Source organism: Streptomyces sp. NBC_01450, from assembly GCF_036227505.1.
GTDB lineage: Bacteria > Actinomycetota > Actinomycetes > Streptomycetales > Streptomycetaceae > Streptomyces.
Genome location: NZ_CP109480.1, coordinates 1,214,279 through 1,241,165 on the forward strand (window position 1 = coordinate 1,214,279; position 26,887 = coordinate 1,241,165).

General features: G+C 70.9%; 29 protein-coding genes and 3 pseudogenes. 14 read left to right on the forward strand and 18 right to left on the reverse strand.

Going from position 1 to position 26,887, the window contains the following annotated elements:
* The first annotated feature begins 69 nt into the window (after nucleotides 1–69).
* Entirely contained in the window at nucleotides 70–1,518 is a 1,449-nt protein-coding gene (locus tag OG568_RS05410; protein ID WP_329530530.1) for an MFS transporter, read from the forward strand.
* 122 nt (nucleotides 1,519–1,640) lie between these two features.
* On the opposite strand, the gene OG568_RS05415 is transcribed toward OG568_RS05410, so the two are convergent.
* The 3 genes from OG568_RS05415 to OG568_RS05425 form a co-directional block, all read right to left on the reverse strand.
* Nucleotides 1,641–2,360 (reverse strand): hypothetical protein, encoded by a 720-nt coding sequence (locus OG568_RS05415; RefSeq protein WP_329530531.1) that lies wholly within the window; start codon nucleotides 2,358–2,360, stop codon nucleotides 1,641–1,643.
* Nucleotides 2,361–2,472: 112 nt separating this feature from the next.
* A complete protein-coding gene (locus tag OG568_RS05420; protein ID WP_329530532.1) occupies nucleotides 2,473–3,405 on the reverse strand; it encodes an MBL fold metallo-hydrolase in 933 nt (310 codons plus the stop codon).
* A 57-nt stretch (nucleotides 3,406–3,462) separates the two neighbouring features.
* Entirely contained in the window at nucleotides 3,463–4,305 is an 843-nt protein-coding gene (locus tag OG568_RS05425; protein WP_329530533.1) for an alpha/beta fold hydrolase, read from the reverse strand.
* Nucleotides 4,306–4,490: 185 nt separating this feature from the next.
* Here OG568_RS05425 and OG568_RS05430 point away from each other — a divergent pair, with 185 nt between their 5' ends.
* Entirely contained in the window at nucleotides 4,491–5,099 is a 609-nt protein-coding gene (locus OG568_RS05430) for a TetR/AcrR family transcriptional regulator (protein ID WP_329530534.1), read from the forward strand.
* A 346-nt stretch (nucleotides 5,100–5,445) separates the two neighbouring features.
* On the opposite strand, the gene OG568_RS05435 is transcribed toward OG568_RS05430, so the two are convergent.
* Complete coding sequence (locus OG568_RS05435; protein WP_329530535.1) at nucleotides 5,446–5,976, reverse strand: GNAT family N-acetyltransferase; 531 nt, start codon at nucleotides 5,974–5,976, stop codon at nucleotides 5,446–5,448.
* A 285-nt stretch (nucleotides 5,977–6,261) separates the two neighbouring features.
* On the opposite strand from OG568_RS05435, the gene OG568_RS61275 reads away from it, so the two are divergent.
* Nucleotides 6,262–6,387, forward strand: coding sequence for a hypothetical protein (locus OG568_RS61275; RefSeq protein ID WP_443077553.1), 126 nt, complete (start codon nucleotides 6,262–6,264; stop codon nucleotides 6,385–6,387).
* A 366-nt stretch (nucleotides 6,388–6,753) separates the two neighbouring features.
* Here the strand turns inward: OG568_RS61275 and OG568_RS05445 are convergent, their stop codons facing one another.
* The gene (locus OG568_RS05445) at nucleotides 6,754–7,236 is read right to left on the reverse strand and encodes a VOC family protein (RefSeq protein ID WP_266589231.1); all 483 of its coding nucleotides are present in this window, start codon (nucleotides 7,234–7,236) and stop codon (nucleotides 6,754–6,756) included.
* Between the two features lie 156 nt (nucleotides 7,237–7,392).
* Here OG568_RS05445 and OG568_RS05450 point away from each other — a divergent pair, with 156 nt between their 5' ends.
* The 4 genes and pseudogenes from OG568_RS05450 to OG568_RS05465 all read left to right on the forward strand — a co-directional run bounded on the left by OG568_RS05450 (nucleotide 7,393) and on the right by OG568_RS05465 (nucleotide 9,300).
* Entirely contained in the window at nucleotides 7,393–7,593 is a 201-nt protein-coding gene (locus OG568_RS05450) for an epoxide hydrolase N-terminal domain-containing protein (protein ID WP_329536266.1), read from the forward strand.
* Nucleotides 7,530–7,916 (forward strand): annotated as a pseudogene (locus OG568_RS05455) (alpha/beta fold hydrolase); the annotation flags it as partial. The gene OG568_RS05450 and the pseudogene OG568_RS05455, both read left to right, overlap by 64 nt.
* A 126-nt stretch (nucleotides 7,917–8,042) precedes the next feature.
* Entirely contained in the window at nucleotides 8,043–8,696 is a 654-nt protein-coding gene (locus tag OG568_RS05460) for an ATP-dependent Clp protease proteolytic subunit (RefSeq protein ID WP_266425078.1), read from the forward strand.
* Nucleotide 8,697: 1 nt separating this feature from the next.
* Entirely contained in the window at nucleotides 8,698–9,300 is a 603-nt protein-coding gene (locus OG568_RS05465) for a ClpP family protease (RefSeq protein WP_329530536.1), read from the forward strand.
* 30 nt (nucleotides 9,301–9,330) lie between these two features.
* Here OG568_RS05465 and OG568_RS05470 read toward each other — a convergent pair whose 3' ends face one another.
* From OG568_RS05470 to OG568_RS05495, 6 genes and pseudogenes are all read right to left on the reverse strand, one after another.
* Nucleotides 9,331–9,795 (reverse strand): helix-turn-helix domain-containing protein, encoded by a 465-nt coding sequence (locus OG568_RS05470; protein ID WP_329530537.1) that lies wholly within the window; start codon nucleotides 9,793–9,795, stop codon nucleotides 9,331–9,333.
* 132 nt (nucleotides 9,796–9,927) lie between these two features.
* Nucleotides 9,928–10,449 (reverse strand): DinB family protein, encoded by a 522-nt coding sequence (locus tag OG568_RS05475; RefSeq protein WP_329536267.1) that lies wholly within the window; start codon nucleotides 10,447–10,449, stop codon nucleotides 9,928–9,930.
* Nucleotides 10,450–10,733: 284 nt separating this feature from the next.
* The gene (locus tag OG568_RS05480; RefSeq protein WP_329530538.1) at nucleotides 10,734–12,077 is read right to left on the reverse strand and encodes a diacylglycerol/lipid kinase family protein; all 1,344 of its coding nucleotides are present in this window, start codon (nucleotides 12,075–12,077) and stop codon (nucleotides 10,734–10,736) included.
* Between the two features lie 214 nt (nucleotides 12,078–12,291).
* Nucleotides 12,292–12,582 (reverse strand): annotated as a pseudogene (locus tag OG568_RS05485) (response regulator); the annotation flags it as partial.
* Nucleotides 12,570–12,863 (reverse strand): annotated as a pseudogene (locus tag OG568_RS05490) (response regulator); the annotation flags it as partial. The pseudogenes OG568_RS05490 and OG568_RS05485, both read right to left, overlap by 13 nt.
* A gap of 107 nt (nucleotides 12,864–12,970) precedes the next feature.
* Nucleotides 12,971–13,423: an ATP-binding protein gene (locus OG568_RS05495; protein ID WP_266589217.1), complete on the reverse strand. Its 453-nt coding sequence runs from the start codon at nucleotides 13,421–13,423 to the stop codon at nucleotides 12,971–12,973.
* A gap of 232 nt (nucleotides 13,424–13,655) precedes the next feature.
* Here OG568_RS05495 and OG568_RS05500 point away from each other — a divergent pair, with 232 nt between their 5' ends.
* Nucleotides 13,656–14,186 carry a MarR family winged helix-turn-helix transcriptional regulator gene (locus tag OG568_RS05500; RefSeq protein WP_329530539.1) on the forward strand — a complete coding sequence of 177 codons (531 nt, stop codon included), beginning with the start codon at nucleotides 13,656–13,658 and terminating at the stop codon, nucleotides 14,184–14,186.
* 7 nt (nucleotides 14,187–14,193) lie between these two features.
* Here OG568_RS05500 and OG568_RS05505 read toward each other — a convergent pair whose 3' ends face one another.
* Both OG568_RS05505 and OG568_RS05510 read right to left on the reverse strand, forming a co-directional pair.
* A complete protein-coding gene (locus OG568_RS05505) occupies nucleotides 14,194–14,523 on the reverse strand; it encodes an STAS domain-containing protein (protein WP_329530540.1) in 330 nt (109 codons plus the stop codon).
* Between the two features lie 260 nt (nucleotides 14,524–14,783).
* Nucleotides 14,784–15,296 (reverse strand): MarR family winged helix-turn-helix transcriptional regulator, encoded by a 513-nt coding sequence (locus tag OG568_RS05510; protein WP_266425108.1) that lies wholly within the window; start codon nucleotides 15,294–15,296, stop codon nucleotides 14,784–14,786.
* A 126-nt stretch (nucleotides 15,297–15,422) separates the two neighbouring features.
* On the opposite strand from OG568_RS05510, the gene OG568_RS05515 reads away from it, so the two are divergent.
* The 3 genes from OG568_RS05515 to OG568_RS05525 all read left to right on the forward strand — a co-directional run bounded on the left by OG568_RS05515 (nucleotide 15,423) and on the right by OG568_RS05525 (nucleotide 17,467).
* Entirely contained in the window at nucleotides 15,423–16,604 is a 1,182-nt protein-coding gene (locus OG568_RS05515) for a PP2C family protein-serine/threonine phosphatase (protein ID WP_443077556.1), read from the forward strand.
* Nucleotides 16,605–16,727: 123 nt separating this feature from the next.
* Entirely contained in the window at nucleotides 16,728–16,871 is a 144-nt protein-coding gene (locus tag OG568_RS05520) for a hypothetical protein (protein WP_329530542.1), read from the forward strand.
* Nucleotides 16,871–17,467, forward strand: a complete 597-nt coding sequence (locus tag OG568_RS05525) for a PRC-barrel domain-containing protein (protein ID WP_329530543.1) — start codon at nucleotides 16,871–16,873, stop codon at nucleotides 17,465–17,467. Before OG568_RS05520 ends, OG568_RS05525 begins: the two co-directional genes overlap by 1 nt.
* Nucleotides 17,468–17,516: 49 nt before the next feature.
* Here the strand turns inward: OG568_RS05525 and OG568_RS05530 are convergent, their stop codons facing one another.
* Nucleotides 17,517–18,803, reverse strand: coding sequence for a DUF6777 domain-containing protein (locus OG568_RS05530; RefSeq protein WP_329530544.1), 1,287 nt, complete (start codon nucleotides 18,801–18,803; stop codon nucleotides 17,517–17,519).
* 175 nt (nucleotides 18,804–18,978) lie between these two features.
* On the opposite strand from OG568_RS05530, the gene OG568_RS05535 reads away from it, so the two are divergent.
* Nucleotides 18,979–20,280 carry a streptophobe family protein gene (locus tag OG568_RS05535; RefSeq protein ID WP_329530545.1) on the forward strand — a complete coding sequence of 434 codons (1,302 nt, stop codon included), beginning with the start codon at nucleotides 18,979–18,981 and terminating at the stop codon, nucleotides 20,278–20,280.
* A gap of 16 nt (nucleotides 20,281–20,296) precedes the next feature.
* Here OG568_RS05535 and OG568_RS05540 read toward each other — a convergent pair whose 3' ends face one another.
* From OG568_RS05540 to OG568_RS05550, 3 genes are all read right to left on the reverse strand, one after another.
* Complete coding sequence (locus OG568_RS05540) at nucleotides 20,297–20,923, reverse strand: hypothetical protein (protein WP_329530546.1); 627 nt, start codon at nucleotides 20,921–20,923, stop codon at nucleotides 20,297–20,299.
* 5 nt (nucleotides 20,924–20,928) lie between these two features.
* Nucleotides 20,929–23,268 (reverse strand): FHA domain-containing protein, encoded by a 2,340-nt coding sequence (locus tag OG568_RS05545; RefSeq protein WP_329530547.1) that lies wholly within the window; start codon nucleotides 23,266–23,268, stop codon nucleotides 20,929–20,931.
* A gap of 143 nt (nucleotides 23,269–23,411) precedes the next feature.
* Entirely contained in the window at nucleotides 23,412–23,822 is a 411-nt protein-coding gene (locus OG568_RS05550; protein WP_266589205.1) for a hypothetical protein, read from the reverse strand.
* Between the two features lie 383 nt (nucleotides 23,823–24,205).
* Here OG568_RS05550 and OG568_RS05555 point away from each other — a divergent pair, with 383 nt between their 5' ends.
* Nucleotides 24,206–24,586, forward strand: a complete 381-nt coding sequence (locus OG568_RS05555) for a nuclear transport factor 2 family protein (RefSeq protein ID WP_329530548.1) — start codon at nucleotides 24,206–24,208, stop codon at nucleotides 24,584–24,586.
* 202 nt (nucleotides 24,587–24,788) lie between these two features.
* Here OG568_RS05555 and mgrA read toward each other — a convergent pair whose 3' ends face one another.
* Nucleotides 24,789–25,781 (reverse strand): L-glyceraldehyde 3-phosphate reductase, encoded by a 993-nt coding sequence (gene mgrA / locus OG568_RS05560; protein WP_266589201.1) that lies wholly within the window; start codon nucleotides 25,779–25,781, stop codon nucleotides 24,789–24,791.
* Nucleotides 25,782–25,908: 127 nt separating this feature from the next.
* On the opposite strand from mgrA, the gene OG568_RS05565 reads away from it, so the two are divergent.
* Nucleotides 25,909–26,802 (forward strand): LysR family transcriptional regulator, encoded by an 894-nt coding sequence (locus tag OG568_RS05565; protein WP_266589199.1) that lies wholly within the window; start codon nucleotides 25,909–25,911, stop codon nucleotides 26,800–26,802.
* The last annotated feature ends 85 nt before the right edge of the window (nucleotides 26,803–26,887 follow it).

Consider the following 26,887-nt stretch of genomic DNA (forward strand, 5'->3'; position numbering starts at 1 on the left):
GCCCCCAGTATCACCTCGACAGGGTTTGATTTCCAAATCACCCTGTGCTTGGCTTGCGCCATGCCTACCATGCTTGGGTTTTCAAAGCACACTCGGACCACCACCGCGGTCATCCTGGTGGCCGTCTTCATGACCAACCTGGATCTGTTGATCGTCAACGTGGCGCTTCCGGCCATGGGAGAGGACTTCTCCGGGGGCGGCAGGGGCACGACCCTCGGTTCGCTGTCCTGGGTCCTCAACGCCTACACGATCACCTTCGCCGCGCTGCTGGTGGTGGCCGGGCGCGTCGGTGACCGCATAGGCCAGCGGCCGGTGTTCCTCACCGGGATCGCCGTCTTCACCCTCGCGTCGCTGGGGTGTGCCCTGGCCCCGAACCTGGGAACCCTCGTCGTGGCCCGGGTGGTGCAGGCCGTCGGGGCGTCCGCCCAGATTCCGACGTCCCTGGCACTGCTGCTGGCGACGGTGCCGGCCGAACGCCGTACCCAGGCCACCCGGAGCTGGGCTGCCGTCGGCGGACTCGCCGCGGCCGCCGGGCCCGTCGCCGGCGGCCTCCTGACCGAGGTGGACTGGAGGTGGGTCTTCGCCGTCAACCTGCCCATCGGCATCGCGGCGCTCGTCGCCGGCCGATCGGTCCTGCCGAAGCTGACCGCCCGGGAGGCCGGACCGCTGCCCGACCTCCTCGGCACCCTGCTGGTCGTCTTCTCGGTCGCGGCGCTGTCCGGGGCGCTGGTACAGGCACCCGACTGGGGCTGGACGAGCGGCGGGACCGTACTGCTCCTGGCCGTTACCGTGATCAGCGGCGCCGCGTTCGTCCTCAGGTCCCTGCGGCACCCCCGCCCGCTGTTCGAGCTGGACCTGCTGCGGCTGCCGCGCTTCGGAGCGGCGAACGCGGGCAGTCTCGTGTTCGGCGTCGCCTTCGCGATCATGCTGCTGTCGAACGTGCTGTGGTGCCAGGAGGTCTGGCACTGGAGCGCGCTGCGCACCGGTCTCGCCCTGGCTCCCGGTCCCGCCCTCGTGCCGGTCGTCACCCTGCTGACCGCCCGCGCCGCGCAGCGCTTCGGGCACGGACCGCTGGTCGCCGCGGGCGGGTTGCTCTTCACCGGTGGCATGGTCTGGTTCGCGTGCTTCGCGTCCGTCACGCCGGACTATCCGCGTGACCTGCTGCCCAACCAACTGTTGACCGGTGCGGGTGTCGGTCTGGCCCTGGGCACTCTGGTGGCCGCCGGAGTGCACGCCGTGCCGGGGCACCGCGCGGCGACCGGGTCGGCACTGGTCAACTCCGTCCGCCAGATCTCGACCACGGTCGGCGTCGCCGTCCTGGTCGCGGTGGTCGGCTCCCACGTCGGTGCCGCCTCACTGCACGACTTCCGGATCGTCTGGTGCGTGGCCGCCGTACTGAGCCTGGCGACGTCGGCGTTCGGTGTGCACCTCAGCCGTGGGGGCCGCTCGGGCCAGACGGCGTCCACCGCGTCGAAGGAGCCCGAGGCGGATGCGCAAGCTCTGGCGGACGCGTCCTGACCGACCACTTTCCCTATGTTCGGCGGCAGTTGGGGCCATGCTGGCGTTGGTCGTGACGGTCACGCGGACGTGGTCGTTGCTGCCGCCGGCGGACGTGGGGGTGAAGTCGGGCTTGCTCGTTGTCAGTCGACGGAGATCTCGGTGAGGTCGATGGAGATCAGGACCGGTTCCTTGAGAGCGCGTCCGTCTTCCTGGGTGGGCACGATGTACCGGTGGGTGGGGAAGACCAGTCCCGACGCCGTGATGTGCTGTTCGGCGAAGTGCGCGGCGCTGGGGCGGCCGAGTACGTCGGGTGCGTAGTCGTGGCGTCGCAGGAGGCCGTCGGCGTCGTAGGAGAAGACCTGTTCCGTGTTGTGCGTGGCGATGTCCTCGGGGAAGGTGGCGTGGAGCCGTCGCCAGGTCGTACCCCCCTCCTGCCAGGGCTCCACCTCCTCCAGTACGACGCCGGAGCGGGTGAGCAGGTAGGGGGCCGTGAGGTAGTTCCACATCGCGTAGCCCGCGAAGTAGAGCGCGTGCAACTCGTCCCAGGGAGTGTCCGGGCCGTGGTCGGCGAAGGACTCGCGCGGAGCGGTGCGTTCGGCGACGACCTCGCCGTCCCGCTTCTCGATCGCGACACGGTCGGGGGTGAACACCCCGCGCAACTCCGGGCCGGTGAAACCCTCGTAGACCAGATTCTGTCGCTGTACGTCGACGGTCATGTCGGCCTCGGCGAAGATTCCCTCCTGGCCGCGCATGGGCCACAGCAGCCCGCCCAGGGAGCCCTTGGCGCGGATGGTCCGAGCCTCTTGCCAGCGGGGGAGGCCGCCGTGGGCCTCGAGAACGAGATTCAGCAGGTCGCTCATGGGGCGCCGTCCATTCGTGGGGAGTTGTGTTACGGGAGTTCCGTTACGGGAGTTCTGTTACTGAGGGTCGGCCTGTCGGCTTGCTGCTGACAGGCCGACCAGGCCGACAGGCTTACTGGCGCCAGGCCGCGACGAGGTTCTGCACCGGGTCGCCGCCTTCGCGCGCGAGGTAGAGGGCGCGGGAACTGACCCAGAGAACGGTCGGGCCGACACGGTCCGGGTAGCGGTCGAGCAGCGCCTGGAAGAACGCCTCCGGGGTGTCGTGCGTGGCCAGCGCGGCCTCGGCGTCGTCGAGGTACCGGCGGGTCTCGGCGAAGAGGCGCGCGGCGTCGTCGTCGAGGCTCTTGTTCTGGTGGCTCGCCACGATGTGGCGCGGTGTCAGCGCGGCGACGGTGTCGATGGCCTTGCGCCAAGGGCCGAAGTCGCCGTCGGCGGACTCGGCGAGGTAGACGTGGACGCCGTTGTAAATGACGTCGCCGGCCACCACGAGGTCGAGGTCCGGCACATGCACTACCGCGCTGTCGTCGCTGTCCGCGTGCCCCACGTCCACGATGTTGAGGTCGTGTCCTTCGAGGGTGAGACGGTTGCCGGGCGCCGCGACGGCCGTGACGGGCGACGGGGGGATCTGGCCCGGCCACAGGACGTCCCAGAGGACCTCCCTGGCGTACACGTTGTTGTGCATCTGCGCGATGGAGCCCGCGGTGGCGACCACCTGGGCGCCGAAGCGTTCGGCGAGCACCCCGGCGGTGAACCAGTGGTCACCGTGCCCATGGGTGACCACGATGTGCGTCAGCCGCTTTCCGCTCACCTCGACCCAGTCACCGACCGCTTGTGCCTGGTCGAGGGTGAGCGGCGGGTCGACGAGCACGGCGTCCCGCGTGCCGTGGATCAGGGTGACCGCGATGGGCTGGAAGTTGCGGGGCTCTCCGTTGGGTAGCGGTCCGGGACCGGCCATGGGCAGCGGGTCCGCGACGAACACGTCGTAACCGAGGGCGGAGTTGGTGTTGGTGTTGGTGTTGGTGTTGGTGTTGGTGTTGGTGGACATGGTGTCTCCTGTCGAACAGTGCATGTGATCTGGTGGCTGGGGTAGTCGGCGGGCTGTTCACGCGCGGTCGAGGAACCTCTTGACGTCGCCGGCGAACTCTTCGTGGTGCTGGAAGAGGAAGCCGTGCGCCGCGTCCGGGTAGATCTTGATCTCCGCGTCGGGGATGAGGCCGGCCAGCAGGTGGGAGTAGCGGGGGAGGATCATCGGGTCGCTGTCGCCGTTGGCGATGAACACCGGGGCCTCGATCGCGGTCACCCGCTCCAGGAGCGAGAAGTTGGGGATGCCCCAGGTGGAGACCGCGTCGTACTGGGCCTGGCGCGTCTGCCAGGTGGTGGGTGCGTCGAACTCGGCGCGGGAGAACATCCGTCCGAAGGCCTTCTCGCCGGCCGACCGGCTCTCGGGCGACTGGGTGTAGAAGACGTCGAGCACCTTCGCCGGAACGACTTCCGGTTCGCCCACCGAGTCGATGACCCACTTCGCCCATCCGTGCATGCCGGGCGCGCCCTGGGGTGCTGCCGAGGCGAGCACAAGACGCCGTACCAGGGCGGGCCGGATCAGCGCGATCTCCTGGGCCACGAAGGAGCCGAGGGAGAAGCCGAGGATGTCGGCCTGCGCCAGGTCCAGGGCGTCGAGGAAGGCGATGGCGTCGAGAGCCATCTGCGCGACCGTGCTGGGCGTGATGCCGCTGGATCCGCCGACGCCGGTGTTGTCGAAGGCGATGACGCGCCGGCCCTCGGCCAGGGCGTCTATCAGCGCCGGATCCCAGTAGTCGAGGTTGCCCCGGAAGTGCATGAGCAGCACCAGCGGCACCCCACCCTCGCCGACCTCGCGATACGCGTACTCGATGCCATTGCCGGCGGACACCGTCTTGACGGGTGCGTGTGCGTAGAGCTGAGTCATCGGACTCTCCCTTCAGGGTCGGCCGCGCAGGGGCCGGGATGGATACTCCGGCGCACAGAAACCGCTGGTCGGCCGCTGAGCGTCATCGGTGTTCGGCGATCGATGTATAGCGATCGCTTTACTTCGACGGCGCTGAAGCTACTCCCTCCCTCGACAGATGTAAAGCGATCGCTATACTTGGGAGAATGGAGACTCAGACAACGACCACCGGGGCCGCCCGCGGCGGCGGACGCGGCGCGCGGGAGCGCATCCTGCGGGCGGCGGGAGAGCTCTTCTATGCGCGCGGCATCCACGCCACCGGCGTGGCGGCGCTGATCGAGGCCGCGCATGTGTCGCCGCGGACCTTCTATGTGCACTTCCCGACCAAGAACGCGTTGGTGGAGGAGTATCTGCGCCGGTTCGAGACGGAGACGCCGCTCCTCGCCGAAACGGAGCTGGAGCGCGGCGATCTGACGCCGGTTCAGCGGCTGTCGGCGATCTTCGCTCCGATCGACGGGGGCCCGGCCTCGGTCATCCGTGGCTGTCCGTTCCACAACGCCGTCGTCGAGGGGGCCGGGGAACTGCCCGAGATCGCCCACCTCGCGCAGCGGCACAAGCAGGACTTCCGCGACCGTCTGGTGGCCACCGCCGCCGAGGCAGGAGCAGCCGACCCGGAGACCTTGGGCCGGCAACTGGCCGTGCTCTTCGAGGGCGCCAACGCGCTCGCGGCCTCCAGCAACGACGCGCAGGCCTTCACGGACGCCCGGCAAGCGGCCGAGACGCTGCTGGACGTGGCGTTGAAGAGCACGCCCTGACCGGGACGTGCGGCCGGCGTCGCCGTGGCGGTGGGTTCGGTCACGAGTGATCGGCGCGGTCCAAACGTTCGCCCTGTTCACGACCCCGCGGAGACGGTCGTCGACGGCGTGCTTGTTCTGCCGGATGACGTAGCGGCGGATTGTGCCGCATCAGTGGGGGGTGTCGTTCGTCTCGGAGAAGAACTGTAGGTGGTCGTTGCGCACCGCTCGGCTTTGAGCCCCGGGGAGCCGTGACTTAATTCCCCACCTCTCTGGGACATCGGGGACATCAGACCGCGCCACGCCCCTGTGCGGCCTTCCGTGCTGCTGTGGCCCAAGTACTCCAGTTGCAGACCGGTGCCATCGATCACATGGGGAGAGAGAGCAGGCGGACCTCTCCAGCGGGCCAATTCGCGCCGTCGCGCAGTGGCGTCCACATGGTCCGCAGCGGCATGATCACGGGTCCCCCGGGTTGTTCGACATGGACGTCCTGCTCAAGCGTTCGCCACCCGAGTCGCTGGTACAGCGGAACGAGGGGCGGTCGGCAGAAGAGAAGCCCGTGCTGTGGCCCCATCGTTCGGGCGTGGTCCACGGCCGCCGATACAACCAACCGTGCCAGTCCGCGGCCCCGCAGGTCAGGCGCAACAGCCACCCCGCCGACGCCCACCACCTGTGTGCCGACCTCTCCGATCGATATGGGTAGCCGCAGCAGGCCCGCGTGCGCGACGAGGCGGCCCTTCCACCTGATACCGAAATGTTCTTCCTTGGGCAGCCAGGTCAATCCGGCGTCTGCGACGCCGAAGGGATCGGCGCTGTCGCCGATGATCTCGATCTGCTCGGTCTTCGTATACTCCGCGAGTCGCACCACGGGCGGTGCGGGAGGGAGACGGTCTGTCATCTCGCCATGATCCTGCGCGCGTCGGATCCTGGGCAACTGAAGCACTCGGGGTGGCACCGGGGCAGCGCCGACGACCGGCCCAGCCACCGCAAACGAACGCACCCACCACCCGGCCCCGGACTCGCTGACACCACCGACACCACCGACACCACCGACACCACCGACACCACTGACACCACTGACCTTCAACTCGCACGTCGACTTGCCGAAACGAGCGGTGGGCAGGGCGTGTGAGGAGCGGCTCAGCGCCGTTTCCGCCCACCACGGCGGCCGGTCCCTGACGGGTTGTGGGAGACAGTCGCGCCGCTGATGCCGCACGCCGAGGTCCTCGACCGGCTGGGAGCCGTCGGCGCGATCGCCTGGTCCGCCGCCCTGGTCGACTCCGCCTCGGTACGGGTGAAAGGAGGGTGAGCTCGTCGGACCTGATCCGGTCGACCGGGGCGAACCCTGCTCCAAGCTCCACGTAGAGGGCGTCGGCCGGATCGAGCATCTCGGCCTCGGAGGCGGGCGGCCGGGTGACCGGGCGACACGGAGAGTGCCGCGGTGCTCGTGGCTCCCGTGGCGAGGACCGGCCGCCGTCCTGGGTGGTGGATGTCGGACATGGACCGACCGTCCTGCCCGCTGTTCGTTCCGGTCCCCGGTGCTCGCCCACCACGTCCCCGACGTCCCTCACCCACCCCGTAACGAGTGGATTTCCGTCCGGAGGACAACGGACCGGCTCGCCTGATCCCCCGCCCGGGGCGAGGAGTGCGGGCCGGCCGTCGTGCCGCTGGTCCGCTACTCGCCCGAGTAGGCCTTCTCCAGGGCGCCGATGTCCAACTTGGTCATCTGGAGCATCGCCCGGGTCGTCCGAGCCGCCTTCTCGGGGTCCGGGTCGCTGATCAGGTCGATGAGCCTGCCCGGGACGACCTGCCAGGACAGGCCGTACTTGTCCTTGACCCAGCCACAGGCGCCCGCCTCGCCGCCGTCCGCGATGAACTTGTTCCAGTAGTGGTCCACCTCCTCCTGGTCGTCGCAGTGGATCTGGAACGAGATGGCCTCGTCGAACGTGAACTGCGGGCCGCCGTTCAGCGCGACGAACTTCTGTCCGTTGGCCACGAACTCGGCGGCCAGCACGGAACCGGCGGTGCCGGGGCCGGATTCGGTGTAGCGGCCGATCCTGCCGAGCCGGGAGTTCTTGAAGAACGAGACGTAGTAGTGCGCGGCCTCCTCGGCCTGACCGTCGAACCACAGACACGTGGTGAATCCGTCGGCGGGCATACGTACCTCCTGCAGTGGGAAAGTTCCGTCACCTCTGTCGACCGATCGTCGTCCGGAAACTCATCGCTCGCCCGCCGAATCCCTCCGCCGCGTGGCGGTAGCGGCTGATCGCGTCGTTCCCCGCATCCTCCGGACGGCGCTCCAGCATGCGCGTACATGACTTCCTCCGCCTCAGACGCCGCTCGCGTCGAGCCGTTCCGTATCGACTTCCCACAGAGCGACCTCGACGACCTGCACCAACGGCTCGATCGCACCCGCTGGCCCGACGAACTGCCGGGGGTCGGCTGGGCCTACGGCGTCCCGCGGGAGTACCTGCGCTCCAGGGCACCCGGCCGCAGACCCTCGCCTACGCGCTGACGGACTCGCCCGTCGGACAACTCGCCTGGATCGCCGAGAAGTTCCAGGCGTGGACGGATGCGAAGGACCGCCCCGAGGAAGCCGTCGACCGGGACCTGATGCTGACCAAGGGCGCTCCACCCGAGCCGTCGACCGCGCCAACCGCGCTGGCCGTCTTCCCGCACGAGCCCCTCGTCCCACTGCGGCACATCGCGGACCGTACGAACAACATCGTGCGGTGGACGGAATTCGACCGGGGCGGACACTTCGCCGCGGCGGAGGAACCTGAACTGCTGGTCGAGGATGTGCGGTCCTTCTTCCGGGACCTGCGCGCCGACGCGTGAGCACAACCCCGTATCCCCTCTGCCCGTAGCGAATCTGCCGCGGGCCGAGAAAGCTGATCCGGGAGGGCCTTCGGTCCGAGAGTGGGGATCGCGGCGACGACAGCCGCGCCACGACGAGGAGGACCGATGACTTCACTCATCACCGGCCGGTACCCGGCCCACGCACCGCGCGCCGAGGAGGGTGACACCCCCGCGACCCGCTTCGACGACCATCTGGCCGCACAACTGCTCGCACAGCGGATCGTCCTCCTCGGCACCCAGGTCGACGAGGTGTCCGCGAACCGGGTCTGCGCCCAATTGCTCGTACTGTCGGCGGAGGACCCGCGCACCGACATCAGCCTGTACATCAACAGTCCCGGCGGATCGGTGACCGCGGGCCTCGCGATCTACGACACGATGCGGCTGATCCCGAACGACGTCTCGACGCTCGCCATGGGATTCGCCGCGAGCATGGGGCAGTTCCTGCTCAGCGTCGGCGCGCACGGCAAGCGTTACGCACTGCCCAACGCGCGGATCATGATGCACCAGCCGTCGGCGGGCATCGGCGGCACCACCGCCGACATCGAGATCCAGGCGCAGAACCTGGAGTTCACGAAGAAGGCCATCGAGCGGATCACCGCGGAGCACACCGGCCAGAGCGAGGAGACGATCTCCCGGGACGGTGACCGCGACCGCTGGTTCACGGCCGAACAGGCCAAGGAGTACGGCATGGTGGACCGGGTCGTGGAGTCGCTCGACGACGTCCGCCCGGCCGCGTCACGGCGACGGATGGGGCTCTGACATGGGTACGTACACGATTCCGAACGTCGTCGAGCGGACCCCGCAGGGCGAGCGGTCGTACGACGTCTTCAGCCGGCTGCTGTCCGAGCGGATCATCTTTCTCGGCACCGAGATCGACGACGGGGTCGCCAACGTCGTCATCGCGCAACTCCTCCATCTGGAGTCGTCGAACCCGGAGAGCGAGATCGCGATCTACATCAACTCGCCCGGTGGGTCGTTCACTTCACTCATGGCGATCTACGACACGATGACGTTCGTGCAGGCACCGATCTCGACGTTCTGCGTCGGCCAGGCGGCCTCCACGGCGGCGGTGCTGCTGGCCGGCGGTGATCCCGGGCGCCGGTTCGTGCTGGAGCACGCGCGTGTACTGCTCGGCCAGCCCGCGAGCGGCGGCCGACAGGGGACGGTCTCCGACCTGGCCCTCCAGGCCAAGGAGATGCTCCGTATCCGCGCCCAGGTCGAGGACGTCCTCTCCCGACACACGCACCACGACCCGGCGAGCCTGCGCGCGGACATGGACCGCGACAAGGTGTTCACGGCGCAGGAGGCCGTGGCGTACGGGCTCGCGGACGAGGTCCTGAGCCGGCGGCTCGCGACGGTCTGAGACCGGACCACCGCGAGCCGGTCGTCCCGGTCAGGCGGCGAGGCACATGCCGTCGTGGTGCGAGGCCGACGGGGTGCGGCGGCGGGCGGGCCGCATCTGGGCGAGTCGGGTCAGTTCGTCCTGGGCCAGTGAGAGCAGATCGGTGAGCCCGAGGCCCAGGGCGCGCGCGGCGGCCGCGAGGACTTCGGACGAGGCCTCCTTGCGGCCGCGCTCAAGCTCCGAGAGATACGGCATCGAGATCCGTGCCGCGTCGGCCACGTCCTTGAGTGTCCGTTCCTGCGCGAGCCGCTCGCGCCGCAGGACGTCACCCATCAGGTCGCGCCACAGCGGCTCCCTGCTCCCGGGCTCCGGTGGCACCTGCCGGGGCGCGAGGGCCGGGCGGGGCCGCTGGGGCGCGTCGGCCGCGGGACGGGTCGCCGGTGCGGTGGCCGGAGCCGGTGCGGTCGCCGGGCGGAGGGGAATGACGCGGGCTGCGTTCGGCGCTTGGTTGCTCACCCCTTCAGCCTAGAAGCGCTGAGCTGCGAGGGAAGGGATCGGCTCGGCATTCCGCTCTGGGGGGAATCGAGCCGTGCCGACGAAGGCGGGTCCGCACCACGTCGGCCGGTGCCCCACGGCCCGGCCCGCCCGTTACTGCCCGACCCGCCCGTCGATCCGCTCGCGCAGGAAGTCCGCGTGGCCGTTGTGCCGGGCGTACTCCTCGATCATGTGGACCAGCACCTCCCGCAGCGCGATGGGCTCGTCGTCGTGGGTGCCGGTGATGTCGAGGTCGCGGGCCTCGTCCACGAACCGCTCGGCGAAGGCCACCTCGGAGCGCCAGGTGTCCCAGGCGTCCGCCACCACCTCCGGGTCGGGCACCGCACCGTTGAAGTCGCCGTTCGGGTCGCCTTCGCAGCGGTAGTGCCGGGACACGTCCTGTCCGTCAAGCACCTTGCGGAACCAGGCCTGTTCGACCCCCGCCAGGTGGCGCACCAGCCCGAGCAGCGACATGTTCGACGGCTCGACGGAACGCCGGGCCATCGCCTCGGCATCCAGACCCGCGCACTTCATCTCCAACGTCAGCCGCTGGTCGCGCAGATACCCGACAAGCGTGTCCCGCTCCCCCACGAACCCCCCGTCGGAGCGCGGATCGTCGTCCGGGTGCACGAACATGTCCCACCACCCGAAAGTCCGCTCGGACGGGCTGTTACCGGACTGGGGAAGCGTGGTGTCGGTCATGCCTCCGAGCATCGGCGCCCCGGTCGGGATCCGCCACCGGTTTTCCGGCGCGAGGAGGTGAGGGCGGTCCCACCCCATGGGTGCCAGAAGTCGTGAACACTTACTCGTGTAAGTGTTCACGACTTCCGAGCAGGGTGTCCCCGACGGCGGATTCGCCAACAGCACCCCGGTGTACAGGGCGGCCCCACCAGCCTTTCAGCGAGCGCCCGACGAGCCCTTCAGCGCAGCCACTGGTCCTTCTCCGCGGGCCGGTACAGCGTCACGGCCCGCGTCAGCTTGTCGAGCACGAGCCTCGGTGCCGCGACCCGGTTCACTTCGCCGTCGTACGAGAACCGCGGGTCCCCGCACAGCACTTCGAGCCGCAGACCGCGCACCTGCGCCGTGGTGAGGACCCGGCTGTTGTGCAGGGTGCCGGTCAGGACGGCGAGCAGCAGCCGGGTCCTGGCCAGTGGGGTGCCGGCGTCGACGGCACGGACGTCGAGCAGTCCGTCGTCGAGTTGGGTGCGGTAGGTGGGCGCGAACCCGGCGGGGTGGTAGATGCCGTTGCCCGCGAAGAGGAGCCACAGGTGCTTGGGGCGGCCGTTGACCGAGATGTGCACGGGGCTGCCCTTGGCGAGGACCCTGACCAGTCCGACCACCAGCGCGGGCCATTTCCCGATCCGTTGTTCCAGTTTTTCCCGGGCCCCGACCAGGTCCGAGTAGACGCCGAGGCTGAAGGTGTTGAGGAACACCTGCTCCGCTCCGCCGGGGGCCCGGGCCCGCCCGAGGTCCGCGACGACCGCGTCGCCCGCCTGCACGGCTCGTGCGACGTCCTCGAGGGTCTGGTTGCCGAGGTCCACGGCGAAGTGGTTGAAGGTGCCGCCGGGGAAGACCGCGAGCGGCAGACCGAGCCGGGCGGCGATCTCCGTCGCGGCGTTGATCGTGCCGTCGCCGCCGCAGGCGCCGAGGGCGCCGCCCTCGGCCTTGGCCCGCCGGGCGGCCTGTTCCAGGAGTTCCACCAGGTCCTGGCCCTCCTGTGGCACCGTGATCTCGGCCTTGGGCAGCGCGGCACGCAGATAGGCGCTCGCGTCGGGGGTGTCGGCGCTCCACGAGAGACCCGAGGACGGGTTGACCACGATGTGCAGTCCGGCGCCCCCGGGCAGAGCGGGAGCGGGCCGCCGTGGGGGTGCCGCCGCGGCCGCCGCCTCCGGTTTGACCGGCCACCAGCGGGCGGTCAGCGCGGCGGCGCCGACGCCGATCGCGACGCCCACGGCCACGTCACCCGGCCGGCGAGCCCCCGAGCGCGTGCGGGCCACGGTCAGGGCCGCGGCGCCGGGAACCGCGAACAGGCCGTACCGGGGCGCTTCGAGCAGGACTCCCGCGGCGAACGCGGCGGCCGACGCGACACGGCCGGCCGCGTCGAGCGGCTGCGCCTTGCGTGCCGCCGGGCGTGCCAGTACGCGGGTCACGGCCGAGGCGATACCGACGGTGCCGATGCCGCGCAGCGCCGCCCGGCGCGCGGTCCGGTTCCCGGACGCGCCGAGGGCCGCGGCCGCGCCGGCCCACAGGAGTCCGCCCGCCACGGTCCGTCGCCAACCGGAGGGCCCGGCCGGTCCCGAGGCCGCCCCGCCCGGCCGCCACGGCGTGCCGCCGCTTGTTCGTCGCCCCGTCCCGCGCCTTCTCATCAGAGGCCCACCCTCGCGTCTCGACAACAGAGCTCCTGGTCGGCAAGGTTGTGCCGCCTCTGTCCCTGTTCCCCGACTTCGCGCATTCATGGACGTCCGGCCGGGACGGGGCTCAGGTGGTCTTGGGCAGCTTCACCACGGTCACGAAGAAGTCGTCGATCTGGCGGACCGCCGCGATGAACTGGTCGAGATCGACGGGCTTGGTGACATAGGCGTTCGCGTGCAGTTTGTAGCTGCGCAGGATGTCCTCCTCGGCGGAGGAGGTGGTGAGGACGACGACGGGGATGTGCGCCAGTTCCTCGTCGGACTTGATCCGCTCCAGTACCTGGCGCCCGTCGTACTTGGGCAGGTTGAGGTCGAGCAGGATCAGGTCGGGGCGCGGAGCCCCGGGGTGAGCACCACGACAGCCGCGTCGGGCGCGGCGTCACGCACCAGCCGGACCGCGCTCAGTCCGTGGGTGTCGGGCAGATGCAGGTCCAGCAGAACGCACACGGCGTAGCGCGCGGCATCGAGGAACACCCGTGCCTCGGCGAGGGACTTGCACCAGGTGACCTCCATCGGCAGTCCGGTGTCGGCCAGCACCTCCCGCACCAGCAGTGCGTCTCCGGCGTCGTCCTCGACCAGCAGCAGTGCCGCGGTGGCGTCCAGGCCCCAGCGGGGATCCGAGGTCCCCTGCCGGGGCACCGCGCCGAGTTCACCTGTCCGCGGCAGGCGATCCGCCACGCTCGCCCCCCTTGGATGACCCACGCCGACCGTGGTCCGCTGTGAGCCTACTGGTACGTGACTCCGGGTCAACGGCGCAGGGTGAGCTGGGCCTTGACGCATTTTCCGACCGGTACCCGTCCGACGGTCACCTGCGTGGCGAGCGCGTGCACGATCTCCAGGCCGTGCCGCCCCACGCGTTCGGGATCCCGCGGGTAGCGCCGGGGGAGGGTGGCGCTGCTGTCGTACACGATGACGGTGACGGAGGTGTCGGTTCCCTCCAGTTCGAGGATGTACGGTCCGTGGCTGTGCCGGTCCGCGTTGGTGACCAGCTCGCTCACGACCACCAGGAGGTCGCCGGTGGCCCGTTCGCCGATCTCGGCACACCACTCCGAACGGAGCTGTTCGAGGAACAGCTCGGCGAAGTGGCGTGCTTCGGCGATGCACCCCGGCTCGCCGGTGTAGTGCGCCGCCCGCCGAAGCGGTTCCACGGGCACGTCGAAGCCAGTCGGTATCACCGCTCCGTCCAAGCGCTCGATCATGTGGTTCTCTCTCGGATGCCGGTACGTCGGGACCTTCCGCGTCCGGACGCTGCTGCACAAGTGCTCGTACCCCGTGAAGTGCTCCACAGTCACCCCGATGTTCCCTCGCCCCGGTGGCTTCCGCACATGATTCCCACACACGAGCGGTGTCATTCCGACGCGGCCGGGCAGGGCCACCACGCGAGACACGACCGGTCACCGAATTCCCGGTGCGAGCAAGGGGCGCGGACGGATGGATGGACAGGACCCCGAAGTACGGGACGACATATCGCCCCGGGGACGGGACAACGCCCTGCTCCAGGCGGCCGATCAGCTCACGGCCGCGGCCGAGATCCTGGTCGCCGTGTCGGCCCGTACGGCGGTCGCGGTCGACAGCAGACTCTCGCCGCCGCTGCTGCGCGCCCTGACCCTGGTGGGCACGGATCCCGGTCTGACGCTCGCGGCACTCGCCGAGCGGGCGCAGGTCAGCCGCTCCCGGGCGAGCCGGGTGTGCGACACGCTAGAAGAAGCCGGGCTGCTGGCCCGCTCGCCGCGCACCGAGGACCGCAGGGGCGTCGGCCTGAGTCTGACCGGCCGCGGCCGCTGTGCCCTCGACCGGGCGCGGGCACAGCGCACCGCGTGGATCAGGGATGCCTTGCTGCGCATGCCGGAGTCCGATCTGAGCGGACTGCTGGCCGCGCTGCGGTCGCTCGGCCCGTCGCTGGCCCACGGGCGTCCTGAGCACTCCCCGGAGACGCCTTGGCCGCCCGCACGGTTCACCTGACGTGCCCTCAGACCGCATCCGCCTCCAGCGCCTCCTCCACACCACGGAAGACCGGCAGCACGCCAGAGACGCCGGTGATGCCCAGCACCCGCTCCACGAACGGGGAGAGAGCGGCGAGCCGCAGCCGCGGGCCGAGCGTCCCATGGGCCCGCAGGACGACGTTGATCGTGGTCGAGTCGAGGAAGGTCACCCCGGCCAGATCGAGGACGACGGAGCCCTGGCAGGCCCGGCTCGCCGCGGCGAGGGCCTCGTCGAGCTCGGCCGCGTTGTCGAGATCCACCTCGCCGCGGACCGCGATCACGGTCGACCGACCTGTCTCGCTCGTGGACAGTGACATGGCCGCCTGACCTGAACTCCGGCCTGAATGCACAGCGATCCCTCGAAATGTCGTCGAATCCGCGGAGAGTGGGGTAGCCGCATGGGGACGGTGCGCCACAACGCCGCGATGGAGCGGTGTCAGGCCCTACCGTAGCCGACCGTTGTCATTTGACAACAATTGCTGTCAGGCAACAATCTGGTGTCCCTGCGATCCCAAGTTCGGCGACCCGTGGGCCGGTTGTCGCAGTGATGGGTCGCATCGAAGGGACGCAGATGGAGCTAATCGGTACCGGTCGCACGCCCGGGCGCCCGGCCGGACCGGCCGGAGCGCTCCTCGAGCTGGTCCAGCGCCGTCGCCCGGAACGCTTCGAGGCCTTCGGTGAGCCGGGCGACGTCCGCCGAGGACATCTGCTCCAGCACGGCCCGCACCTCGCGCGCGCGGTGGTCCCGGAGTTCGCCCAGCACCTGCTCCCCGAGCGGGCTGAGGCCGACCTCGACCTCGCGCCGGCTCGTCGAGCTCGGCACTCTGCGGATCAGGCCGACTGCCTCCATCCGGTCACACAGACGGCTGACCGAGGAGGGACGCGAGGCCAGGGCGTCGCCGAGCGAGCGAAGATTCATGGACCCGCCCTGCTCGATCACGATCAGGGCCCGTAGCTGAGAGGGCGGCACCGGTCCGGACGGCGCGGACTCCTGCCCTCGACCCCACAGGAGTTCGAGAAGCTCCGAGACGGCGTCGAGCGTTTGCGCGGCTTCGTCTCGGGAGACGGGTGGACGGATCGAGCGAGGCACCGATCCACCTTGTCATCTCCTGAAGGCCATGGCCAGCCGCGCCGGTCCACCGGAGCCCCGAGAACAGACCACCGCGACCACGCGGACCCACTCGCACGAGAACCGCACGAGAAAGCCATCACGACCGTGACCTCTGTGAACGACGTCGACAGAGCCCTGCGCGCGGCCCCGCCGCATGCGCTGCTCGACACCCTGCGCCCCCTCCTGACGGATGTCTGGGGGGCGATCGACGCCGACCTGCTGCTGGCGGACTACGGGCTGACCGTGCTCCAGCCGGTCGAGGAGCCCGGCGACCCCGCGCGCGCCGTCTCCCTGCACAACAGCCCCGAGGGCCGGGCCTTCGGCAGTCAGGAGCCGCACGAGGAACACCCCCGAAACGCCGGGCGGACCCGTCTCCATCTGCCGGTCACCGCCCGGGGCGAGCGCCTGGGCATCCTCACGGTCCTGCTGCCCCCGGAGCCCGTGGACCCCGCGGTGACCGACGAACTGGTGCAGGTCGCCGACCTGCTGGGCCACGCGATCGTCGTGGCCGAACGCGACACCGACGTCTACCGGCAGGCGCGGCGGATCGGCCGGCTGACGCTGGCCGCTGAAATGCAGTGGGAACTGCTCCCGGGCCGGGCCTGCGCCCGCGCGGAGTTCGCCGTGGGCGCCCAGCTGGAGCCCGCTTACGCGGTGCGCGGGGACAACTTCGACTGGTCCTCGGACGCGCACCGGCTCACCCTGTCGATCATCAACGGGATGGGGGACGGTATCCACGCGTCCTTGCTGACCCACCTGGCCGTCGGTGCCCTGCGCAACGCCCGCCGCGCCGGTCTCCCGGTCGCCGACCAGGCCAGACTCGCCGACCAGGCCCTCTACGCCCAGCACCACGGCGACCAGCACGTGTCGGCGCTGCTGCTCTCGTTCGACCTCGCCACCGGCAGCGCGCTCGCGGTGGACGCGGGCTCCCCCCGGATGTGGCGCCGACGGGGTACGGCCGTGGAGCGGATCGAGCTGGAGGCGCAGCTGCCGCTCGGCATGTTCGAGGAGTCCGACTACGTGCCGCAGGAGTTCGGCGTCCTGCCCGGCGACCGGCTGCTGGTGGTGAGCGACGGTGTGTACGACGCGCTCTCCCCGCTCGGAGAGGTCTTCGGGGAGCGGGCACTGGCCCGTGCCGTGTCGGCCACCGCCCTGCTGCCCGCGGCCGACGTACCGCGCGCCGTCCTCGACGAGCTGGCCCGCCACCGCGTCACCGAGCCGCTGGACGACGCGCTGATCGTCTGTCTGGACTGGTCCGGCAGACCGGCCGGCACGTCGTCCGACTGATCCCGCGCCCGAGCCCAGCCGCCGCGATGGCGGACACGGTGCATCCTCCGGCCCGCTCGGGGCACCCGGACCGGGCGGAATCCGGTCGACGGCGGCCGGGGCCCGAAGTCCCGGAGGTGGACGGTGGACTGGTGGATGTGGCTGGTCGTCGTGGTCGCGGCCCTGGTGCTGCTGGGCGTGGCGGCGGTCTGGGTGCAGACGAGCAGACGGTCGGGGACCGTCATCGCCGTGCGGCGCGGGGACCGGTTCGGGAAGCGGGAGGTGTGATGAGCGAGTTGATGTCCGCACGCGATCTCGGTGGACGACCGGTGGTCACCCTGGGCGGTGAGGCGGTGGCGCGGGTCAAGGACACCGTCTTCGACGGGCCCGCGGGACGGGTCACCGGCTTCACCCTCAACGGCCGGGGGCTGCTCGCGGGCCCGCTGAAGCAGAGCCTGCCGTGGAGCGCGGTGCACTCGCTCGGCCGCGACGCCGTCATGATCCTCGGCCGGGAGGTCCTCGCCGAACCGGTCGCGGTGGTCGCTCGGGACGAGGCTGCGCACGGCCGGGTACTGGGCGCCAGGGTCCTGACGGACATGGGCACGGAGGTCGGCACCGTCCTGGACCTCGTCGTCGAGGCCGGTATCAGCGGGCGCGTGGTGGGGTTCCGGATCGCCGCCCGTCAGACGCTGGAGTCCGGTTCCAAGCGCCGCCGCCGCAAGGTGTACGTGCCCCGGGGCGAGACGCTCGCCGTGTCGGGACAGGCTCTCGTCATCCCCGCGGTCGCGACCCGCTTCGTCGCCGACGACTTGGCCGGTTTCGCGGCACAGGCCGAGGCGTTCCGCCTCCGGGACACCGCGGACCGGACGGAACCCACACCGTGACGCAGGACACCGCCCTTCCCCCGGGGCCTGTGGAAGTCCTGGGGTCGCCTCAGTACCCAGGAGCCGTCGAGGCCGCCTCCGGGGTGCCGTAGGACGAGGAGGTGTCCGACGTCGTGGCATCGGTCGTCGTGCCGGGGGACGCGAGGCCGTCGTACGGCCCTGGCTCCGATGCCCTCGTGGGCGGTTCGGAGGAGGGGGAATCCGGATCCGACGACGAAGAGGCGGACGGATACGGCGCATCGGATGACGACGAGTAAGAAGAAGAGGACGACGAGGACCGGGGCTTCCGCGACGGCGACTTCGGTGACGCCGACGACATGCTCACCCCGGGGGACGGCTTCGCCGGAAGGTACGTCTTCTCGTCCCGGCCGCCGTCGGTGTCGCCCCGGTGGCGGCCGACCCATTCGTCGCGGTGGGGGTCGTAGATGACGAAGACGTCGACGGTGGTCTTGGGGGGCACGACGACCACCACGTTCTGCGACCGGTACGAGGGCCAGGTGTCACCCGTCCGCCTGGGCACGGTCCGCTGCGCGACCGCCGGCGTCAACGGGTTCCCGCAGGCACAGCGCACGCGCGGTACCCCGTGGCCGTCGACGAGGACCGCCGTGCCCGTCTGGAGCACCGCCTGGTAGCCGGTGGCCGCGCCGTCGCGGTAGCCGTGGTTGGTGACGCGGGTGTCCATCCGCAGCTGTACGGGGGTGAGCGAGCGCAGGTAGGCCGGGACCTCGGTGGGCTGGACGTCCGCCACGGAGGCGAACGCCTTGTTCTTCGCCGGCTCCGCCTGGAGCGCCTTGATCTGCTTCTCCACATCGCAGCTCGCGGTGTTGCGGGTGCCGCCGTAGAGGCCGGGCGCGGAACCCGACACACCGCGCGTGACATTGGCGGACTCCGGCATGTCCGCCGCGGGTGTCACCGGCGCGGTGGAATCGGACTTCGCCGTCGACTCCGTGAACGGGTCGGGACCCGACTTGTTCGCGGCCTGCAGGAACACCTCGCCGCCCGATCCCGTGCCGGACGTGCCGCCCGAGCGGCTGAGGACGACACCGATCACCACCCCCGCCACCACGACCCCCGTGATCAGCGCGATCCTCGGCGCCGACTTCCACCAGGGGTGGTCCGGACCGCTGCCGTGACCGGACGGGCCGCCGGGACCGCCGCCTCCCGAACCGCCGCCTCCCGGGCCGTCGCCGCTCGGCGGAGCGCCCGGCGGTGACGCGAGCGGGCGGCCGATCCCCTGGGTCGGAGCGTGGTCGGAGGCCCCCGGCCGGGGGGAGCCCGACAGCGGGCCCGAAGGGGGGCCGGTGGGCCGGTCGGAGGACGGCGGGTCGACGCTCACGAGCTCTTCTTCCGGGCGTAGGGATCTCGCGGCATTTCACGCGCTCTGTACCGTTTAATTTCGCAACGAGCCCATTGTGTGCTCCGGTCGGGTGCCCCCCGCAAGCTGACGCGGTCGATGACGCGGTCGGCCCTCCCGACGCGCGGTGGACCCCGGCGCTGCTTAGCGTGGCAGCGTGATCCCGCAGACACCGTCCGGCCAGGTCGTCGCCACTCCGGGCGAGCGGACGGCCGCCCGCCACGGATGGGGCCAGGCCCTGCTGGCGGTGGTGGCCGGGGTGCTCACCATGCTGGCGGCCGCGGCCCTCGGGCTGTGGGGGGCCGGTGCCACGGGTCTGCCCGACCACGCCTACCCACGGGTCGTCACGGCCTCCGTCGTGACCGCGGTCGGCGGCACCATCGAGCTCGCGGGTGACGTGGGCGTGATCGCCGACACCCGGGCGGGGCTGACGGTGATCCCCCTGTCGGTCACGCTCGCCGGGGCCCTGGTGATCGCCGCCGGCTTCCTGCGGCCGCTGCGGCACCGGGCCGTCGCCGGCGCACCCGAGTTGGCCGGCTGGGCCGTCAGGATCGCGGTGCTGTGGCTGCTGGCCCTCCTCGGACTCGCGCTCTGCTCCCGCCAGAAGTTCAAGATCTCCCTGGGTACCGGGACGATCAGCGACATCGGCGACCTCATCGGGGTCTCGCCCGAGGTGGGCTTCAAGACCGATGTGCCCGTGACGCTGCTCTACGGGGTGCTGTGGCTCGCGGGTGTCCTCGTCCTCGCCCTGCTCGTGTCGCGCGCGGCCCCGCTCCCGGCCCGGCTGCTGCGCTTCCAGGAGTCGGTGCGTCCGGCCGCGTACGCCATGGTGGCGCTGCTGCTCGCGTGTGTCGCCGTGGGGGTGGTCATCGCGCTGGTGACGGCCGCGACACGTGGGCATGTCCCCGAGACCTTCGCGGTGATCTTCCTCGGGCTGCCCAACCTCGCCTGGCTCGCCTTCACGATCGGGTTGGGCGCCACCTGGACGGGGCGGGTGGACGGACCCTTCGGGCTGCCCATGCCGCACGTCCTCGACCAGGTGCTGCGCACCCCGGACGTCTCCGCGGTCAATCTGCGCTCCCTCGGCCACTACGACGGCAGGGTGTGGTGGCTGCTGGTCGTCGACGCGCTGCTGCTCCTGGGCGCCGCGTTTCTGATGGCCGCCCGCTCACCGGCCCGGATGCGGGCCTGGCGGCACGCCGTGCGGATGGCGCTCGCGCTGGCGCTGACGGTGCTCATGATCTGTCTCGTCGGCAGGATCTCGGCGCACTACGGCCTGTCGCTCATCGGCATCGGTGATGCCGGCGGCGGCCTCGCGGGCGAACTCTTCCTCAAGCCGAAGTTCTGGAGCGCGCTCGGGCTCGCCGTCCTGTGGGGCCTGGTGGCCGGGTTCCTCGGCGCCCTGCTGGCGAAGAGAGTGCACCGAAAGGGCGAGGTCGTGCAGGACACCGTCGGCTAGGACCTGTCCCGCGCCGTCAGCGGTCACCCGGCTCGTCCGTCACCCCGGGGACGAGACGCGTCGGTTCATGGTCGTCGGGTGCCCGTACGACACCGGTGCGGGCCCGGCCCGGAACACCCCCGTTCCGTTTCGGGGCCACCGCCGGTTCGTCCGCGACCGCGTACGTGCTCAGCCGCCTCCCGTCGGTGTACGCCCAGCGCTCGTGTTCGGCGTCGTACAGCCACAGGGACTCGCCGTCGACGATCACCCCCATCCGCTGCCCGCGCGTGATGCCGCGGAAGGACGCTCCGTCCAGCCGCCCGGCCGCGAGGTCCTCGACCGCGCTCCGATAGCGGGTGAGCGCCTGTTCCACGAGGGCGAGGAGCGGGCGCGGGTCGGCGGTTCGGGTGAGGGAGCCGCCCTCCGCGGACGGCGGCTGCGGTACGGCGACCAGCAGCCGGCCGTCCACCCAGGCCGCCCAGCCGTTGGCGCAGACGACCCGGCCCCAGTCACCGAGCCGCTCGACGAGTTGCACCGGGAGCAGCGCGTCGAGCGGCACGGTGGGCCGGGAGGGGTCCGGTGTCTCCCAGGCGGGCAGGCCGTCCGGCGGAACGACGTGCGTCGGACGGAAGTCGTCGATCGTCGCCGGGTCGGGAGTCGTCATCGCACCTACTTCCGCATGACCTCGGGTTCGTGCCGCCGCAGCAGCCGGGCCACCACGCACCCGAACACGATCGACAGCACGACCAGCATGCCCACGTTGACCAGCCACACGCCGGCCTCGTGCCGGAACAGCGGGTCGGAGGTGAGCGTCCCCGGTTCGATCCGGCCCAGGCCGATGGTCCCCGACATCGCGCCCAGAGCCCAGCGGGCGGGGACGAGCCAGGCCAGTTGCTCCATGCCGGGCACCCCGTGCAGCTTCAACAGCGCACCGCTGAACACCACCTGGACGATGGCGAGCAGCACCAGAAGCGGCATGGTGACCTCCTCCTTGGCCACCGCGGCGGAGACGACGAGGCCGAGCATCATCGCGGAGAAGGCGAGCAGGGCCACCACGAGCGTGATCTCCAGCAGTGGCGGCATGAGGACCCCTTCGCCGCGGGGCGCGTTGAGGTCGACGCCCAACAGGGCGACGAGGCAGAGCACGACGGCCTGGAGCACGGTGATGGCGCCGAGGACCACGATCTTCGACATCAGGTACGCCGATCGGGACAGGCCCACCGCGCGCTCCCGCTGGTGGATGACTCGTTCCTTCACCAGTTCGCGCACGGCGTTGGCCGCGCCCGTCAGAACTCCGCCGATGCACAGGATGAGCAGTACGTTCATCGCCGTCTCCGCCGTCAGTTCACCGCCGGCCACCGCACGGGCCATCACCCCCATCACGCACGGCAGCCCGACCATGACGACGAGGAAGGTCCGGTCGGCGCTGAGCACGGCCGCGTACCGGCGCACCAGGGTGCCGAGTTGCGCGGCCCAGCTCTGGGCCTTGGGCGGCGGGCCGACGGCGGCGGCCGGACCGGCCCGTGGCAGCTGCGGCCGTGCGACGGAGCCGGCGCTGTCGATGTACCGGCCCTGGAGCGGCGAGCCGCGGTACTCCCCCGCCCAGTCCCGGTCCTGGTCCCGCTCGAAGGCTTCGAAGGCCTCGGGCCACTGCTGGTAGCCGAAGAAGGCGAGGGCGTCGTCAGGAGGTCCGAAGTAGGCGACCTTGCCGCCGGGCGCGAGCACCAGGAGCCGGTCGCAGATGTCGAGGCTGAGCACGCTGTGGGTGACCACGATGACCGTACGCCCGTCGTCCGCGAGGCCGCGCAGCATGTGCATCACCGAGCGGTCCATGCCGGGGTCGAGACCGGAGGTGGGTTCGTCCAGGAACAGCAGCGACGGCTTGGTCAGCAGTTCCAGGGCGACGCTGACCCGCTTGCGCTGACCGCCGGACAGACTGTGGATGGACTGGCCGACGCGCTGCTCCAGGCCCAGCTCCTGGATGACCTCGTCGACCCGCGCCTGGCGCTCCGCCTTGGCGGTGTCCTGCGGGAAGCGCAGTTCGGCGGCGTACGCGAGGGCCCGCCGCACCGTCAACTGGGCGTGCAGGATGTCGTCCTGCGGCACGAGGCCGATGCGCTGGCGCAGCTCGGCGTAGTCGCGGTAGAGGTCGCGGCCGTCGTACAGGACGGCTCCGCGGTCGGCGGGCCGCTGCCCGGTGAGGGCGTTGAGGAGCGTGGACTTTCCGGCGCCGCTGGGGCCCACGACGGCCAGCAGACACTTTTCGCCGACGGGAAATGACACCTGGTCGAGGAGGATCTTGCGGCCGCGGTCGACGGCGACGGTCAGTTCCTGGACGTCGAGGGAGACCTCGCCGGTGTCGACGTACTCCTGCAACTCGTCGCCGACGAGGCGGAACGCGGAGTGGCCGACACCGACGATGTCACCGGGGGTGACCGGGGCGCGGGTGACGGGCTGCCCGTTGAGGAACGTGCCGTTGTGGCTGCCGAGGTCGAGGATCTCGTACGTCCCGTCCGGCTGTGCCAGCAGTTCGGCGTGCCGCCGGGAGACGACCAGGTCGTCGATGACCAGGTCGTTGTCCCCGCCGCGGCCGATGCGGACGGTGCGGGCGGGCAGTGGCCGTACGGTGGTCGGCCGTGGAAAGGTGCCGCTGACCGATGGCCGAAAGGCGCCCGGCGGCCGCTGCGGGGTCTTGTCGGCGAAGACCGCCCGGGGACCGTCGGAGGGGCTGCCGAAGTGGATGACGCTGCCCGGTCCGACGCCCCATTCGCGGACCCGCCTGCCATCGGCGTACGTGCCGTTCGTGCTGTTCTCGTCCTGGATCGTCCAGTGGTCCGCCTCGGGCCGCAGCACCGCGTGGTGCCACGAGACCCGCACGTCGTCGATGACGATCTCGCTCGACGGGTCACGCCCGACGTGATAGTCGCGGCTCGGACTCAGCACCGTGGAGCCCGTCTCGGTTTCGAGGACGAGTTCGGGCGCCGTCGGCGCGACCGACCGCTCTCCCATGCCCAGAATTCTAGCTATTCGCCCACATATGCGCCTGGTCGGCGGCTCACGTCGGCCGGCCCGGCAACGAGTGGGGCCGCTCCCACCGGCCGACCTGGCCCCGCTGATCGGGGGGGGGGACCCCTGAACCTGTCGGGCGGCGGTCAGGCCGCGGAGCTGCCGAGCGCGGCGGCGGTCCGCTGCATGCGCAGCGCGTCCACGGATTCGGCGAGGAGTTCGTACTCGGTGGTGTCGTCGCTGGTGGCGATCCGGACGAGCTTTCCCGCGGCCAGTTCCTCGGCGACCAGCTCCTGCTGGAGGGCGTCACCGCACCAGGCGCGCAGGACGCTCGGCACGTCGGGGACGGTGTCCGCCACCGGCGCGATCGAGTTCGGCGGGAAGGTCGGATCTTCGGGCTGCGGATCGAGCCGCGAGGCCATCCAGGAGGCACGGTCCCGCATCCACCACAGAGCCAGCGCCAGGGTGGGCGCGCGATAGGTCCCCAGTGGGACACCGACGCGTCTGCCTCCGCATATTCCGTATGCGGTCACATGGCACAGGAATTCGTCGTGCACGATCGCTCCCCCATTGCAACGCTCTCCGCCGGCCCGGCCTCACTTTCCCTGCGGCTCGTTCACTGCGTGCGGCTCGTTCGTGGTGCATGGTGGTGCTGCGCGCGTCGTGCGTGGTCGTGCTGCGCGCGGGCTTGGCTGAATCGCCCTGTCACTCGAGTATCGCCACTCCTGACACTCTGTCACCACGCCATTCCAGCCAGTCTCCTGGCATATTCACGGCCGGGTTTGGCCGAAAGGCGACTCGCTGCCCTTACCTGGGAGGTAATCGACGCCCTCGAGCGTCGGCGGGCATGGTTGCGGTATCGGATCCCAGCGGGGCACCACGGCTGGGAATCCGCTCTCTGACCAGCGACTACCCTACTTTCCACGGAGGTTGATCCACCATGTCCGCAGCCGGCAGCCGTTACGAGAACGCCGTCGCCCGCTACTTCGAGGCCTGGAACGCCACTGCCCGGGATGCGCTCGACAAGGCGGTCGCCGCCGCCTGGAGCGAGGACGGCAGCTACACCGACCCGCTGGCCGAGGTCCGCGGGCACGACGGGATCACCGCGGTGATCGCGGCGGTGCACGAGCAGTTCCCGGGGTTCTCCTTCCGGCTCGCCGGGCCGGTCGACGGGCATCACGACATCGCCCGCTTCGGCTGGGAACTGGTCGACGAGGCCGACGGCACGGCGCCCGTCGCCGGATTCGACGTGATCACCCTGGACGGCGAGGACCGGATCCGCAGCGTCCACGGATTCCTGGACCGCGTGCCGGGCCAGTGAGGCTCCAGCCGTAGCCATCGAGGGCGGGGGCGCAGGGCGGGTCGGCCTCGGGGCGGGCCTTCGCCGACTCCTGGTCCGGCCCCTTGGGCGCGCCGGGCCGGACTCGGGTCGACCGCCTCTGGGAGCTCAGCGAGCGGCTCAACGCCTGACCGACCGGGCCGCACGGCCCGGTCGGCTTCTCCTACGGCCTGGTCGGCGGGACTCAGGCCTTGATGATCGCGTCGATCCGCGCCAGCTCCTCCGCGGTGAAGTCCAGGGCGCGGGTGGCCGCGACGCTGTCCTCCAGCTGCTGGGGGCTGCTCGCGCCGATGAGCGCGGAGGTCACCCGGCCGCCGCGCAGTACCCAGGCGAGCGCCAGCTGCGCCAGGGACTGGCCGCGGGACTTGGCGATCTCGTCGAGGGCGCGCAGCTGCCGTACCAGGTCCTCGGTGACCGTGTCGGCGCTCAGGAAGGGGCTGTCGCTCGCGGCGCGCGAGCCCTCCGGGATGCCGTCGAGGTAGCGGCTGGTGAGCAGGCCCTGCTCCAGCGGGGAGTAGGCGATGGAGCCGACCTGCAGCTCGTCCAGCGTGTCCAGGAGCCCCTCGTCCTCGGGGCGGCGGTCGAGCATCGAGTAGCGCGGCTGGTGGATCAGCAGCGGGGTGCCCAGCTCGGCCAGGATACGGGCGGCTTCGCGGGTCTGCTCCGCGGAGTAGTTGGAGACACCGACGTAGAGCGCCTTGCCCTGCTGGACCGCCGAGTGCAGGGCGCCCATCGTCTCCTCCAGGGGAGTCTCCGGGTCGGGGCGGTGCGAGTAGAAGATGTCCACGTAGTCCAGGCCCATCCGGGCCAGGCTCTGGTCGAGCGAGGACAGCAGGTACTTGCGGGAGCCCCATTCGCCGTACGGGCCCGGCCACATCAGGTAGCCAGCCTTGGTGGAGATGACCAGCTCGTCGCGGTAGGGCGCGAAGTCCGCCTTCAGGGCGTCACCGAGGGCCGACTCGGCGGCGCCGGGCGGCGGACCGTAGTTGTTGGCCAGGTCGAAGTGGGTGACACCGAGGTCGAAGGCGCGGCGCAGGATCGCGCGCTGGGTCTCCACCGGCCGGTCGGGGCCGAAGTTGTGCCACAGGCCGAGCGACAGCGCGGGCAGCTGCAGTCCGCTGCGTCCGGTGCGCCGGTAGGGCATGTCCGCGTAACGGTCGGTGTGTGCGGTGTACAACGCTTGCTCCTGAAAGGCCGGGAAAACAGGTCTCCACTCTCGCTCGGGCACGGCGCAGAGGTCCAACGGGAGAATCGGATGGGACTGAGCGACGGCGCTTCTCAATCGGCGACTACTGTTGTGCCCCATGGAACTGCGCCACCTTCAGCACTTCGTCGCGGTCGCCGAGGACCAGCATTTCACCCGGGCGGCGGAACGGCTCATGGTGTCGCAGTCGGGGCTGTCGTCCTCCATTCGCGCCCTGGAGCGGGAGCTTCAGGCACCACTGTTCGTGCGCACCACCCGTCGGGTCACGCTCACGGAGGCCGGTCGCGCCCTGCTCGGCGAGGCGGAGCGGATCCTCGCCCAGGTGCGCTCGGCGCAGGACGCCGTGGCCGCCGTACAGGGCGTGCTGCGCGGCACGCTCTCCCTGGGTACCGAGCAGTGCATCGCGGGCGTGGACGTGGCCAAGCTCCTCGCCGCGTTCCGGCGGCGCCATCCCGACGTCGAGATCCGGCTGCGGCAGGCGGGTTCCGAGGCGCTGGCCGAGGAGGTCGCCGCGGGCCGTCTCGACCTGGCCTTCGCCGTCAGGACGCGGGCGGACGGCGACCAGCTGCGGTCGGTCCCGCTGACCAGCGAACCGATGACCGTGCTCTGCCATCCGACGCACCACCTCGCGTCCGCCGCCGTGGTCACGCCCGAGGAGCTGGGCGGCGAGGCGTTCGTCGACTTCCATCCCGACTGGGGGCCGCGCCGCACGACGGACGCGGCCTTCGCGGCGGCCGACGTACGGCGCACCGTGGCCCTGGAGGTCAGCGACGTGCACAGCCTGCTGGAGCTGGTCCACGAGGGCCTCGGCATCGCCGTCGTCCCCCGCCATTTCGGCCACAAGCGCGAGGCCGGCGGTCTCACCGCCCTCCCCTTCAAGGGCGCCTGTGAAGCCTCGTACGAGACCGTCGCGATGCTGCCGCCGCCGGACGCCACCAGTCCGGCGGCGCGGGCGCTGATGGTGCTTCTCGACACCCCGCAAGAGGGGGCCTGACACCACCCCCGGACGGGTTCCAGCACTCCTGACCCGGCCCGCTCTCCGGCCGCAGACTCGTGGACGTCCACGACGGGCGACTGCG

Bases quoted from the DNA above. Each gene is read 5' to 3' on its own strand.
- OG568_RS05410 (WP_329530530.1), top strand. From the start codon at position 70: ATGCTTGGGTTTTCAAAGCACACTCGGACCACCACCGCGGTCATCCTG.
- OG568_RS05415 (WP_329530531.1), bottom strand. From the start codon at position 2,360: ATGAGCGACCTGCTGAATCTCGTTCTCGAGGCCCACGGCGGCCTCCCC.
- OG568_RS05420 (WP_329530532.1), bottom strand. From the start codon at position 3,405: ATGTCCACCAACACCAACACCAACACCAACACCAACACCAACACCAAC.
- OG568_RS05425 (WP_329530533.1), bottom strand. From the start codon at position 4,305: ATGACTCAGCTCTACGCACACGCACCCGTCAAGACGGTGTCCGCCGGC.
- OG568_RS05430 (WP_329530534.1), top strand. From the start codon at position 4,491: ATGGAGACTCAGACAACGACCACCGGGGCCGCCCGCGGCGGCGGACGC.
- OG568_RS05435 (WP_329530535.1), bottom strand. From the start codon at position 5,976: ATGACAGACCGTCTCCCTCCCGCACCGCCCGTGGTGCGACTCGCGGAG.
- OG568_RS05445 (WP_266589231.1), bottom strand. From the start codon at position 7,236: ATGCCCGCCGACGGATTCACCACGTGTCTGTGGTTCGACGGTCAGGCC.
- OG568_RS05450 (WP_329536266.1), top strand. From the start codon at position 7,393: ATGACTTCCTCCGCCTCAGACGCCGCTCGCGTCGAGCCGTTCCGTATC.
- OG568_RS05460 (WP_266425078.1), top strand. From the start codon at position 8,043: ATGACTTCACTCATCACCGGCCGGTACCCGGCCCACGCACCGCGCGCC.
- OG568_RS05465 (WP_329530536.1), top strand. From the start codon at position 8,698: ATGGGTACGTACACGATTCCGAACGTCGTCGAGCGGACCCCGCAGGGC.
- OG568_RS05475 (WP_329536267.1), bottom strand. From the start codon at position 10,449: ATGTTCGTGCACCCGGACGACGATCCGCGCTCCGACGGGGGGTTCGTG.
- OG568_RS05495 (WP_266589217.1), bottom strand. From the start codon at position 13,423: ATGATCGAGCGCTTGGACGGAGCGGTGATACCGACTGGCTTCGACGTG.
- OG568_RS05500 (WP_329530539.1), top strand. From the start codon at position 13,656: ATGGATGGACAGGACCCCGAAGTACGGGACGACATATCGCCCCGGGGA.
- OG568_RS05505 (WP_329530540.1), bottom strand. From the start codon at position 14,523: ATGTCACTGTCCACGAGCGAGACAGGTCGGTCGACCGTGATCGCGGTC.
- OG568_RS05525 (WP_329530543.1), top strand. From the start codon at position 16,871: ATGAGCGAGTTGATGTCCGCACGCGATCTCGGTGGACGACCGGTGGTC.
- OG568_RS05540 (WP_329530546.1), bottom strand. From the start codon at position 20,923: ATGACGACTCCCGACCCGGCGACGATCGACGACTTCCGTCCGACGCAC.
- OG568_RS05545 (WP_329530547.1), bottom strand. From the start codon at position 23,268: ATGGGAGAGCGGTCGGTCGCGCCGACGGCGCCCGAACTCGTCCTCGAA.
- OG568_RS05555 (WP_329530548.1), top strand. From the start codon at position 24,206: ATGTCCGCAGCCGGCAGCCGTTACGAGAACGCCGTCGCCCGCTACTTC.
- OG568_RS05565 (WP_266589199.1), top strand. From the start codon at position 25,909: ATGGAACTGCGCCACCTTCAGCACTTCGTCGCGGTCGCCGAGGACCAG.